Below are 12,193 nucleotides of genomic sequence, written 5' to 3'. Positions count from 1 at the left end.
TGTCACATCCCCCTTTAAAGTGATGTATTCTTTTCAAGCCCTGAATCTGTCATCAGATTGCGTAACTGATCTTGCAGTTCGAATAACTCTGGCTCGATGTCATTGATGCTCGCTTGTTCTTTCATCGCCGTTTCAATGAGCTCTGCAAGATTTTTGAGCTTTGGCACACCCGTATAGCAACAAGCGCCATGGAATTTATGGATAATAGACAATAAGCGCTCATGGTCGTTTGCTTCCATAGCCTCTTCAACCAAGCTTAACGTTTCAGGTATGCTCAGTAGCAACATATTGAGCATTTCATTGGCAAGATCTTCTTTGCCCCCTGCGCGTTGTAAGGCCAGCTCCCAATTTAAACTTGAGCTTTCAAATGGTGGCGGGATCGCCGCTGCTTTGGTGTTTTCGCGCACACGCCAATGCTTATTATTGGCAGCATACTGCATTAACATCTCACTGAGCATGTCCTCATCAAGGGGTTTGGTAAGGTAGCTCGAGAAGCCGACAGTTTTAAGTTGCTCTTTCTCACCCGCAAGCGCGTGGGCGGTCACTGCAATGATAGGAGTATCTTCATTGAGAGAGGATTCGCGAATAAGCTTACAGGCGGTAATGCCGTCCATTATCGGCATTTGAATGTCCATGAAAATGACATCGTATTGATAGCTTTTACACACCTCGACCGCTTGTGCACCGTTATGTGCTGTATCGAAGGCATCAATTCTGTCTTCGAGTAAGGCACACAGTAATTTTAGGTTAGCGTCATTGTCATCTACTACCAAAGCTTTAATGGGCAGCCGATTGGCTTCGCTTTGCTTGGTGTGAATAGTGGGATGATCCAGACGATATGGCGCAGCCAACATGTCACAAAACTTTCTGTGGTTGACGGGCTTACTAAGACAACCATCAGCACCACTACCAATAAGTGCTTCGCGCATATTGTGTGACACGGTGTTAAGCAACAGGTATACATAATCGCTGTGTTTGCGTGCTTGTGAGATGATTTGTTTGAGCAGCGTCATCGACTCAACGCCACCGGGGTCGCCGATGATGCAAATATCGTAACCAAATTCGCTTTCGTTTGCTTCTTTTAGCTCCTCAATTGTTCGGCATCCTGTAATGTGCACATCCCAACATTTCAAGATAGTCGTCGTAGCCATGTAGCTGTGTTCACTTTGCTCAAAGTACAACACACGCTTATTTGCTAACGATGCACAAGGCAGCTCGCTTTGATAATGATGCTCTGGTACTTTGAACACCGCATTAAATGTAAAGCAGGTGCCTTTGCCCGGCGCCGAATTGAGGGTAATGCGCCCGCCCATAGCTTCGACCAAGTGTTTGGTGATGATTAAGCCAAGACCTGTACCGCCAAACTTGCGCGTAATACTTGAGTCCGCTTGGCCAAATGGCGTGAATAAGGTGTCTTGCTTATCCATGGCAATACCAACACCTGTATCTTTTACAGAAATAAGCAACGATGTGCGCTCATCCGCTAGTAAGCGCCCACTAATGTCAATGGTTACTTCGCCTTGCTCGGTGAACTTAATAGCATTACTGACGAGGTTAGTGAGTATTTGCTTAAAGCGCGTTGGGTCACCAATGAGGTGTTCAGGTACTTTAGGATTAACATGGATCGACAGCTCTAGGTGTTTTTCATGAGCACCAGGAGCTAGAAGTGTCAGTACTTCGTTTACTGCATCACGCAGTTGGAATTGAATGCTTTCGAGCTCCATAGCCCCAGCTTCAAGCTTTGAGAAATCAAGAATATCGCTAATGATGAATAGCAGGCTGTTTGCTGATGCCTCAATCGTGTCTAAATAGTCTTTTTGGCTTTTATTTAGCGGTGTTTTATAGAGCTGGCGAGCAAAACCGAGCACACCGTTTAATGGCGTTCTCAATTCGTGACTCATTTTCGCAAGGAAGTCTGACTTTACTTGGTTTGCAGCAAGCGCTTCGCGCTTGGCGATATTGAGCTGGATGTTCTGTGTTTCATATTGCTCCAGCGTTTCTTGGTAGTCAGCTGTGGCTTGGTCAATATGGCGCTGCATTTCGTCTTTTTCTTGCGCCATGTGCTCAGTAATGTTCATCAAGCCTGTACGTAGTTGTTCTAACTCACCTTGCATCGGTTGGCCAATATTGTGAGGTTCACGGCCATGAGACACTTCAACGGCGGCTTGCACAAGACGTGATAACGGTTGCGTGATCATCCGACTGAGTCGAATCGAGATAATGACCGCGAAACCAATCGCTAATAAGATGACTGCAGCACTGATGAGAATCGCTTTTTGCTGTTGCACAACCGCTGCTTGGCGATTGAATTGCACCATAACGGTCCCATTGGTCCTAAACGGTAGTTGGCTTGAATAATCGGGGTCTAATACACCTTGATAAAAAATCAGAAAGTCGCCGTCACGGATGATCTTATTCAAACTTTGGTGCGCTTCAACGGGTATCTTGGTCAGTGGCGCAAAGTTACGATGCAAATTGCTGGTAACAATGAGCTCGTCGCTCGTATCAAATATGGCAACCGATTTGATTAGCGGGGAATGGGCGTTATGAATGTGCCTAGCTATACGCTCCAGCGCAGCCTTGTCGTTTTCTGCAAGAGGTTTTTCGATAGCAATGCTTAACGGTTCGATGATGGTATTGCCTTGTTCGATGAGAAATTCATCCAACTCAAGGTAGCGATTTATAGTAAAATAACCACCAAGCAGAAGACCAATCACCACGGTAGGCACCAAAGTCAGGATAAGTACGGAATCCCGAAGGCCTAGTCGGTTCATAATCAAACAAATTAAAAAGTCTGTGTTAAGTTTAGGTTATCGCTTACACCGACCTTTAGCAATGTATTAGGGCAAGCAATGGCGAACTTTTACAAGCCAACAAAGAAAAAAGTAACGAATCATAGCCAAGAATTGGTCATTGATAGCTTGGACCACCACGGTCGAGGTGTGGCAAAAAAAAATGGCAAAGTCATTTTTGTTAATGGCGCATTACCGAATGAGCAGGTGATTGCAACCATTACCGCAGACAAGAAGCACCACAGTGAAGCACGCTGTACTAAGGTGATTTCGCCAAGCCCTGAGCGTGAAAAACCCCATTGCCAACATTATCATCAGTGTGGCGGGTGCACATTGCAACATTTTAATATCGATGCCCAGTTGCATGCTAAACAACAAGCGGTGGGGGCACTATTTAAAAAGTTCAGTGCATTAGAACACCTGCCTTGGCAGCAAGCGATTGAAAGCCAGCCTTGGCATTATCGCCGCAGTGCGCGCGTCAGTGTTTTTGACGATAAAAATCAAGGTGTTAAAGTTGGTCTTAGACAAAAAGGCAGTAAGCGCATTGTCAACATCGAGTCTTGTCCTGTGTTGGATAAGGGGTATGACAAAATCTTCGCATTTTTCCAAGAGCAAATAAGCCAACATAAGGCGCTGCGCAGTGTCACTCATTTGCAATTGGTGGCCGCTCAAAACGAACACTTTGTGGTCATCCGTCATACTAAGTCAATTCCAGAATCCATCAAAGCCGCTCTTTCTCAGGCGGCCACTGATTATAACTGGAGCTTGGTGTTTCAAGGTGATGCAGAGCAAGCCTTACCTCAAGCCAGCTACAAACTGGAGCATGATCTGACTTTAGCTTTTGGACTAGATAACTTTATTCAGGTGAATGCCGAGGTTAACGACAAAATGCTGCATCAAGCAATGCAATGGTTAGCACTTGAAGACACTCATCAAGTGCTAGACTTGTTTTGTGGTGTAGGTAACTTCTCTTTGCTTGCCGCTAAGGCTGCTAAGCGTGTGGTAGGTATAGAAGGGGTGGCTTCAGCGGTTCGTTATGCACAACAAAATGCGCAAACTAATGCGTTAGATAATTGCGAATTTCACTGTTTTGACCTTACAGAGCCATTGCACAAAGCCAAATGGTTTGATAAATCACTCGATGTGTTGATCCTTGACCCATCAAGAATGGGGGCTGAGGCAATACTTGCGCAATTACCACTCAAACAGTTCACCCGCGTCTTGTACGTGTCGTGTGATCCCGTTACTCTGGCTAGGGACAGTAAAACGATACTCTCGGCCGGTTTTTCATTGAGTAAATTAGGGATAATGAATATGTTTCCTCACACCGGCCACATCGAAACAATGGCTTTATTTGAACGGAGGTAGAGTCCGCCATGGTGGCAACAAGACAGTCGCACCGCACCCATATTGAAAATTTTGATGCGGCATTGCAGCAGCTTTCTTTAAGCGCAGAAAAATATGAATTAGTGAAAGCCGCGGCTGAGTTTTGTGGAGAGTTACGCTGCGCCGAAAAAGATCGACTTGCTCTCGAGATGGTTGAAATATTGGCACAGCTCAATCTTGATGCAACGTCTCTTGCAACTGCGTATTTAACGCCTTATTTCCTTGCCAAAAAAGTAGCCATTACCGATGTGAGCGACAAATTCAACAAAGATGTCGGTCTGTTGCTCAAAGGGGTTGAGCAAATGGCGACAATTAGTACGCTTGCCCATGCCTCGAGCGGCCAAGTTCAAGTTGATAAAATACGCCGCATGTTATTGGCCATGGTTGAAGACGTGCGCGCTGTTGTTATTAAGCTTGCGCAGCAAGTATGCTATTTGCGCGAAGTCAAAAACGCCGAAGAAGAAGAGCGCGTTATCGCCGCCAAAGAAACGACTAATATATTTGCACCGTTAGCAAATCGCTTAGGCATTGGCCAACTGAAGTGGGAGCTAGAGGACTTTGCCTTTCGTTATCTGCACCCAGATACCTACAAACGTATCGCCAAGCTTCTGGAAGAAAAACGCTTAGACCGTGAAGCCTACATGAAGGACTTGGTGCATCAAGTACAGTCTAAATTAGACGAAGCGGGCATCAAGGGCGAAGTGTATGGTCGTCCAAAGCACATCTTCAGTATCTACAAGAAGATGACCAAGAAGAACTATGAGTTTGACCAACTTTTCGATATCCGCGCAATGCGTATTGTGGTTGAACGCATTCAAGACTGTTATGCCGCGCTTGGCATAGTGCATACCAGTTGGCGCCATTTGCCAAAAGAATTCGATGACTATGTGGCAACGCCTAAACCTAATGGCTATCAGTCGATTCATACCGTGGTATTTGGCCCTGAGGGGAAAACGGTCGAGATTCAAATTCGTACTCAAGAAATGCATGAAGATGCTGAACTCGGTGTCGCTGCGCACTGGATGTATAAAGAGGGTGCCCTTGGCTCAAAAGATTCCGGCTATGAGCAAAAGATCAGTTGGTTGCAAAAAATTCTGCAATGGCAAGAAGAGGTAGTCGATGGTACTGACCTTGCTGACGAGCTTAAAAACCAAGTGGTTGAAGACCGTGTTTATGTATTTACACCTCGAGGTGATATTTTCGATTTGCCATTTGGAGCGACGCCGTTAGATTTTGCTTATTATATTCACTCTAACGTAGGTCACCGCTGTATAGGCGCAAAAGTGTTTGGCAAGATAGTGCCATTTACGTATCAACTGCAAACGGGTGATCAAGTTGAAATACTGACGCACAAAGAGCCAAACCCGAGTCGTGATTGGTTAAATCCATCCCTTGGCTATGTGCGCTCGTCACGAGCTCGAGCGAAAATACATCATTGGTTTAAGCAGCTTGATAGAGACAAAAATCTCCAAGCAGGCAAGGATATTCTCGATAACGAGCTGCAAAAGCTCGATATTACTTACAAAGATTTAGACCCTGCGATAAAGCGTTTCAACTTTACTCATCTTGATGACTTGCTTGTCGCGATTGGGGCTGGCGATGTGCGTCTTAATCAGCTGCTCAACTTTGTGCAAAACAAGGGTGAGAGTGAACCACAAATTAAATTTAAGCAGCACAACCCTAATGCCAAAGGCGATAAAAATGGCATTGTGGTTGATGGCGTTGGTTCGCTCATGAGCCATATGGCGGGTTGTTGTGAGCCTGTGCCTGGTGATTCAATTTGTGGGTATATCACCCAAGGCCGCGGCATCGCAGTGCATCGCAGTGATTGTGAGCAATTTGCGAACTTGCAAGAGCGCAACCCAGAGCGCATTGTTGAGGTGAGCTGGTCAGCTAAAACTAGCAGTGATTTTGCTTTGTCAATTAAGGTTGAAGCGACCGATCGTCAAGGCTTAATTCGCGACATCAGTGCGGTGCTTGCTAATGAAAAGGTTAATGTAATGAGCATGAATGTGAATACCATTGATGAGAAACAATTGGCGATTTTCAATATGAAGATTTCAGTCTCGGATTTGAGTACCACTAACCGCTTACTAACCAAGTTGATGCAAATCGAAGGGGTGTATGATGCCTCTCGAGTGGGGGCAGGATAGTGACAACTGACGCGATTGCACAATTGCAAGCCATCATGGCTAAATTGCGCTGCCCAGAATCTGGCTGTGAGTGGGATTTAGCACAGCGCTTTGAGACAATTGTGCCGCATACCATCGAAGAAGCCTACGAAGTGGCTGACACGATAGAGCGCGGTGCATTTGATGAGCTCAAAGCCGAGCTCGGTGATTTACTGTTTCAAGTTATCTTCTACAGTCAACTTGCTAAAGAAGAGCAGCTTTTTGACTTTAACGATGTCGTCACTGGTTTAAATGCAAAGTTACAGGCGCGTCATCCGCATATTTTTGCAGGAGAACAGGTACAGGAAAACTGGGAAACGCGTAAACATCAGGCGCGCCAAAAGCGCGGAGCTAGGCTACTGCTTGAGGACATCCCAACGAACATGCCGAGCTTAAGCGCGGCATACAAAATTCAAAAGCGTGTCGCCAGTGTTGGTTTCGATTGGCCAAGCATTGATGGTGCTTTGGACAAAGTGCGAGAAGAGGTTCAGGAAGTCACTGAAGCCATTGAACATGACCCTACAAGTGAGCACTGCGCCGAAGAGATTGGTGATTTATTATTTGCCGTTGTAAATGTTGCGCGCCATCTTAATCGCGACCCAGAGCAACTATTGCGCCAAGCTAACCGCAAGTTCAGTCATCGCTTTAATCAAGTGGAAGAGCAAATTTTAACCACTGGTCAAGTGCTTACAGATGTAGGCTTAGAAGAAATGGAAGCAGCGTGGCAAGCGGTGAAGGAACGAGAATAACCATTCGCTAAAGCGCTAATTTTAACTGGATTGGCGTGCGCTGCTTTGCTATAATTTCGCCCCGTCTTGATTCTATTTAATCCATTTCCTGATATCTTAGGGTTCGCATGAGTACAAAATTTATCTTCGTTACGGGCGGGGTGGTTTCCTCGTTGGGTAAAGGTATTGCTGCTGCATCATTGGCAGCGATCTTAGAAGCACGTGGCTTGAAAGTCACAATCTTAAAGCTGGATCCTTATATCAACGTTGACCCGGGCACTATGAGCCCAATTCAACATGGTGAAGTATTTGTTACCGAAGACGGTGCTGAAACTGACCTTGACCTTGGTCACTATGAGCGTTTCATCCGTACCAAGATGACTAGCCGCAACAACTTCACTCAAGGTCGCGTATACGAAGACGTACTTCGTCGTGAGCGCCGCGGTGAGTACCTTGGTGCCACAATTCAGGTTATCCCACACATCACTAACGACATCAAACGTCGCGTAGTTGAAGGTGCGGAAGGTCACGATATCGCGATCGTTGAGATTGGCGGTACAGTGGGTGATATCGAATCACAACCGTTCTTAGAAGCAATCCGTCAGCTTGGTACTGAAATCGGCCGTGAGCGTGCGTTATTTATGCACCTAACACTTGTGCCATTCTTAGGCCCTGCGGGTGAAGTGAAAACCAAGCCTACGCAGCACTCTGTAAAAGAGCTTCGTTCTATTGGTATTCAACCAGACATTCTAGTGTGCCGTTCTGCGTGTAAATTACCTGCAAACGAGCGTGCAAAAATCGCACTATTTACCAATGTAGAAGAGAAAGCGGTTATTTCTCTGCAAGACGTAGACAGCATTTATAAAATCCCAGCACTGCTTAAGTCTCAGGATTTAGACAACATCATTTGTCGTCGCTTCTACCTTGATTGCCCAGAAGCAGACTTATCTGAGTGGGAACAAGTACTTTACCAAGAGTCGAACCCTACTGGTGAAGTAACAATTGGCATGGTAGGTAAGTACATTGAATTACCTGATGCCTACAAGTCAGTAAACGAAGCATTAAAGCATGCTGGTTTGAAAAACCGCTTAACGGTAAATATTCAATACGTTGATTCTCAGGATATTGAGAGCAAAGGTGTTGAGTTACTTAAAAACCTAGATGCGATTCTAGTACCAGGTGGCTTTGGTGGCCGTGGTGTAGAAGGTAAAATTTTAGCTGCGCAGTATGCCCGTGAAAACAAGGTTCCTTACCTTGGTATCTGTTTAGGTATGCAAGTAGCATTGATTGAATACGCACGTAACGTTGCAGGTCTTGAAGGTGCAAACTCAACTGAGTTTGATACAAACTCTGCGCATCCAGTTGTGGGTCTGATCACTGAGTGGTTGGATAAAGACGGTAACGTTGAAGTACGTGATGAAGAGTCAGATTTAGGTGGAACAATGCGTCTTGGTGCGCAGCTGTGCCACTTGAAAGAAGGTTCAAAAGTACGTGAGGTGTATGGTAGTGACCAAATCGTAGAGCGTCACCGCCACCGCTATGAAGTGAACAACAACTATGTTGAAAAGCTTGAGCAAGCGGGTCTTGAGTTCACCGGTCTCTCCGAAGATAAAAAGCTGGTGGAAATCATTGAAAATAAAGATCATCCTTGGTTTATTGCGGCGCAGTTCCACCCGGAATTCACGTCAACACCGCGTGATGGTCACCCACTATTCGAAGGGTTTGTGGCAGCTGCACACAGCTTCCAGAAGCAATCTTCGTAATTGATTGAAAAAAGCCGTGCCCTTGCACGGCTTTTTCGTTTTTACAATTGGGATAAGAGGAATCAATTGAGATGTCAGAAATTGTTAAAGTGATTGGCCGTGAAGTGATGGACTCACGCGGTAACCCAACTGTTGAAGCCGAAGTTCACTTGGCGAGCGGTGCTTGGGGTCGTGCGTGTGCACCATCAGGTGCATCAACGGGTACACGTGAAGCGTTAGAGCTTCGTGACGGCGACAAAAGCCGTTACCTAGGTAAAGGTGTACTTACTGCCGTAGGTTTTGTTAACAACGAAATCGCTACCGCATTAAAAGGTCAAAATGCACTTGAACAGCGCGCTATCGACAACATCATGCTTGAGCTTGATGGTACAGAAAACAAAGAAAAACTAGGTGCCAATGCAATCCTAGCTGTATCGCTTGCAAACGCTAAAGCGGCTGCTCAAGACAAAGGTGTTGAGCTATTCGAACACATTGCAGACATAAATGGTACATCTGGCCAATATTCAATGCCAGTGCCAATGATGAACATCTTAAATGGTGGTGAGCATGCGGATAACAACGTTGATATCCAAGAGTTCATGGTTCAGCCTGTAGGTGCTCCAAGCTTCCGTGAAGCGTTGCGTATGGGTGCAGAAATCTTCCACAGCCTGAAAAAAGTATTAAGTGCACGTGGTCTTAACACGGCCGTGGGTGATGAAGGTGGTTTTGCTCCAGATCTTAAGTCTAACGAAGAAGCGCTAGAAGTAATTGCCGAAGCGGTTGCTGCTGCGGGTTACGAGTTAAACAAAGACGTAACACTTGCGCTTGACTGTGCATCTTCAGAGTTTTATCACGATGGTAAATACGACCTTAAAGGTGAAGGTAAAGCATTCGACTCAGCTGGCTTTGCTGACTTCCTTGCAGACCTTGCTGCACGTTACCCTATCGTTTCTATCGAAGATGGTCTTGATGAGAGCGATTGGGCAGGTTGGAAAATCCTAACTGATAAGATTGGTGACAAAGTTCAACTTGTAGGTGATGACCTATTCGTAACTAACACTAAGATCTTGAAGCGTGGTATTGATGAGAACATTGGTAACTCAATTCTAATCAAGTTCAACCAAATCGGTTCACTGTCTGAAACACTTGACGCAATCAAGATGGCAAAAGACGCTGGTTTTACAGCGGTTATCTCTCACCGCAGTGGTGAAACAGAAGATGCAACGATTGCCGATTTAGCCGTTGGTACTGCTGCCGGTCAAATCAAGACAGGTTCGCTGTGCCGCTCTGACCGTGTGGCTAAGTACAACCAGTTGCTACGCATCGAGCAGCAACTTGGCGACAAGGCTGTTTATAAAGGTCGTTCTGAGATCAAAGGCCAGTAAGCAATAGCGTACTTGGTAACTATAAAAAAACCGCGGTTAGCCGCGGTTTTTTTATGCGCTTAACCCTTAGTGAGTTAATCCACCCGTTGTCGCTCGATTACGTTGTTGGTTGATATATTCTTGGCCTGCTTTTTCTTGCGCTTCTTTTTGTTCTTTTGTCATACATACACGCTTTGGAATATTCGAGCCAGTTGGCTTTTTCAATTCGCATATCATGCCATCTTCATTACTTGCTTGTTGTCCATCATGAGTGCTTGAGCAGCCCAGCAATATCATGGTGCACAGCACCGCTAGTGACATTTTTATTGTCATTGTGTCTCTCCTAAAACTGAAGTACTTCACGTTGCAAAACAACGCAGCGCCCAGTTATAAGAAAAAGTGACAGTCTTTACAAGGGCGTGTTGACCTTTGATGTATGAATTTTGTTCAAATCAAAGGCTTTCAATGCTAGGAATGGGTCATGGTGCATAGTGAACTATGTTCATGGCCCATGACAACGCATTGGTTGAACCCTTTGGGCAGCGCCATTGGGGTATTTTCACTGCGTCATCGCCTGAGTGGCATAGAACCACTATGCGACGCACTCTGCCTTGCCAAGAGTCCCAATGACTACAGCAAAAACAAACAGCAAAGATCAACATGCCCTCGCGATTAATTGTTATTTCATCGATTACAAGTTGAAAGTTAACATTTTGTTTATATATTTAACGTATGTGACAAATTCGTTTTTATACGCACACAAGTTACTGAATGAGCGGAGAGTAACTTTATGTATTGGTTTTATTTTTACGGTTGTAAAGAACTGGAAAGCTTGAGCACAGATCAGCGCAACCAAGTTGTTGAAGCTGCATTCAAAGGGTTTCGCAAAGAGCACCCTGTCGACCCTGTTTTGCGCGCTACCTTGATCCTACTGATCATGGTTCCGGCGTTGCTTTGTGGTTTCTTCTTTGCTGTTGAAGCTGCATTGGCAATGAGTGTGATTTCATTTGTGCTATTGCACATCATCATTGCTGAGCACGACAGCAAGCTTGCATGTGAGTATCTACATCAGCATTTTAATGAACTTGTTGCACTGGTAACACCAACAAGCCTTCATCATCTCAAGGGCTAAATTGCTCGGCTAAGATTTGTCTCGTAAACTGGGTTTTTAAGTAAAAGCCCCGCGGCAGTGTTTGAATACGCTGGCCGTTTGCACCAATCGCCTCCGTCAGTGCCTTACTGTTAGCTGCCTTAGGGCGTAACTGCAAGACTTCACCATAGTGACCGTTCACTTGCTCTATTTGCCCAAGGGCAATCATATCGATTAGCTCTTCCCAATCACGTTTCAGCTGCGCAAATTGAGCCGCACTAGGTTGCCATAAGAACCCACTGCCAATGACTCTATCAATGATGGGTATTTCACGTTCGGCCAAAATTGGAAGCCACAATACATGGCGGAGCTTTTTATATACAGTACTGTTTTCAAATTGCGCTCCAGTTACATCTACCAAAGGTGCAACACTGACAAAAGTGGTCTCAAGAGGTGTACCTGAGTGAGATATCGGTAGGGTCTTTAACTCTACCCCTAAATTAACAAAGTCTGGTTCAGGTAAAGAACCGGCACTGGCACCTAGTGCATACTCAAGTAGCTGTCCAACCCAGCCTTTTTCTCGCAGCAGATGTTCAGGGGTTTTAAAGCCATGTTCTTTGGCGAGTTCACCGAGCGTCATACCGGCGATCGCACTGACACGAGCGGTGAGTTCGGCTAATGTTTGCGGTGGTGGCGTCATGAAGTTATTACTACACTGATTAATATCGAGATTGTATCAAAGCCGTGGCTAATTCCCAGTGTTGTAATTTTGAGCAAAAACTCTTAGTGTGTTTTTTGTGCGATCTTTTCAATGTTATTTTTTTATAAGCAATTGAATTTTAATGAAAAAATAAAAGATCACTACTTTTTTGTCACAAAGCGCTGTTGTTTTAATCCACAAAATACAGAGGTATAAACAA

Annotated in this window: 9 protein-coding genes; 6 read left to right on the top strand and 3 right to left on the bottom strand. The window is 45.2% G+C overall.

The features are described from left to right. Positions 1 to 14: 14 nt before the first annotated feature. The gene (gene barA / locus AAEU32_RS02355) at positions 15 to 2,774 is read right to left on the bottom strand and encodes a two-component sensor histidine kinase BarA (protein WP_421968919.1); all 2,760 of its coding nucleotides are present in this window, start codon (positions 2,772 to 2,774) and stop codon (positions 15 to 17) included. A 78-nt stretch (positions 2,775 to 2,852) separates the two neighbouring features. Here barA and rlmD point away from each other — a divergent pair, with 78 nt between their 5' ends. From rlmD to eno, 5 genes are all read left to right on the top strand, one after another. Continuing rightward, the gene (gene rlmD / locus AAEU32_RS02350) at positions 2,853 to 4,160 is read left to right on the top strand and encodes a 23S rRNA (uracil(1939)-C(5))-methyltransferase RlmD (protein WP_421968918.1); all 1,308 of its coding nucleotides are present in this window, start codon (positions 2,853 to 2,855) and stop codon (positions 4,158 to 4,160) included. An 8-nt stretch (positions 4,161 to 4,168) separates the two neighbouring features. Then, positions 4,169 to 6,331: a GTP diphosphokinase gene (relA, locus tag AAEU32_RS02345; protein WP_421968917.1), complete on the top strand. Its 2,163-nt coding sequence runs from the start codon at positions 4,169 to 4,171 to the stop codon at positions 6,329 to 6,331. A 35-nt stretch (positions 6,332 to 6,366) separates the two neighbouring features. After that, positions 6,367 to 7,098 (top strand): nucleoside triphosphate pyrophosphohydrolase, encoded by a 732-nt coding sequence (mazG, locus tag AAEU32_RS02340; protein ID WP_421969049.1) that lies wholly within the window; start codon positions 6,367 to 6,369, stop codon positions 7,096 to 7,098. Positions 7,099 to 7,205: 107 nt separating this feature from the next. After that, positions 7,206 to 8,840 (top strand): CTP synthase, encoded by a 1,635-nt coding sequence (pyrG, locus tag AAEU32_RS02335; RefSeq protein ID WP_421968916.1) that lies wholly within the window; start codon positions 7,206 to 7,208, stop codon positions 8,838 to 8,840. Between the two features lie 71 nt (positions 8,841 to 8,911). Then, positions 8,912 to 10,204 (top strand): phosphopyruvate hydratase, encoded by a 1,293-nt coding sequence (eno, locus tag AAEU32_RS02330; RefSeq protein WP_421968915.1) that lies wholly within the window; start codon positions 8,912 to 8,914, stop codon positions 10,202 to 10,204. A 66-nt stretch (positions 10,205 to 10,270) separates the two neighbouring features. Here eno and AAEU32_RS02325 read toward each other — a convergent pair whose 3' ends face one another. Further along, on the bottom strand, positions 10,271 to 10,516 hold the full coding sequence (locus tag AAEU32_RS02325) for a hypothetical protein (protein WP_421968914.1): 246 nt from the start codon (positions 10,514 to 10,516) through the stop codon (positions 10,271 to 10,273). Positions 10,517 to 10,973: 457 nt separating this feature from the next. Here AAEU32_RS02325 and AAEU32_RS02320 point away from each other — a divergent pair, with 457 nt between their 5' ends. Next, on the top strand, positions 10,974 to 11,315 hold the full coding sequence (locus AAEU32_RS02320; protein WP_421968913.1) for a hypothetical protein: 342 nt from the start codon (positions 10,974 to 10,976) through the stop codon (positions 11,313 to 11,315). Here AAEU32_RS02320 and mutH read toward each other — a convergent pair. Continuing rightward, positions 11,305 to 11,973 carry a DNA mismatch repair endonuclease MutH gene (mutH, locus tag AAEU32_RS02315; RefSeq protein ID WP_421968912.1) on the bottom strand — a complete coding sequence of 223 codons (669 nt, stop codon included), beginning with the start codon at positions 11,971 to 11,973 and terminating at the stop codon, positions 11,305 to 11,307. The two genes, AAEU32_RS02320 and mutH, sit on opposite strands and share 11 nt — an antisense overlap. Positions 11,974 to 12,193: the final 220 nt, after the last annotated feature.

It is taken from the genome of Pseudoalteromonas maris (assembly GCF_049257235.1).
In the GTDB taxonomy this organism is placed as follows: Bacteria; Pseudomonadota; Gammaproteobacteria; order Enterobacterales; family Alteromonadaceae; genus Pseudoalteromonas.
Note: the sequence above shows the minus strand (reverse complement) of the source record. Positions and strands in the feature narration are given on the sequence as shown.

Coding starts and splice junctions, on each gene's coding strand:
- barA (WP_421968919.1), bottom strand. CDS start 2,774: ATGAACCGACTAGGCCTTCGGGATTCCGTACTTATCCTGACTTTGGTG.
- rlmD (WP_421968918.1), top strand. CDS start 2,853: ATGGCGAACTTTTACAAGCCAACAAAGAAAAAAGTAACGAATCATAGC.
- relA (WP_421968917.1), top strand. CDS start 4,169: ATGGTGGCAACAAGACAGTCGCACCGCACCCATATTGAAAATTTTGAT.
- mazG (WP_421969049.1), top strand. CDS start 6,367: ATGGCTAAATTGCGCTGCCCAGAATCTGGCTGTGAGTGGGATTTAGCA.
- pyrG (WP_421968916.1), top strand. CDS start 7,206: ATGAGTACAAAATTTATCTTCGTTACGGGCGGGGTGGTTTCCTCGTTG.
- eno (WP_421968915.1), top strand. CDS start 8,912: ATGTCAGAAATTGTTAAAGTGATTGGCCGTGAAGTGATGGACTCACGC.
- AAEU32_RS02325 (WP_421968914.1), bottom strand. CDS start 10,516: ATGACAATAAAAATGTCACTAGCGGTGCTGTGCACCATGATATTGCTG.
- AAEU32_RS02320 (WP_421968913.1), top strand. CDS start 10,974: ATGTATTGGTTTTATTTTTACGGTTGTAAAGAACTGGAAAGCTTGAGC.
- mutH (WP_421968912.1), bottom strand. CDS start 11,973: ATGACGCCACCACCGCAAACATTAGCCGAACTCACCGCTCGTGTCAGT.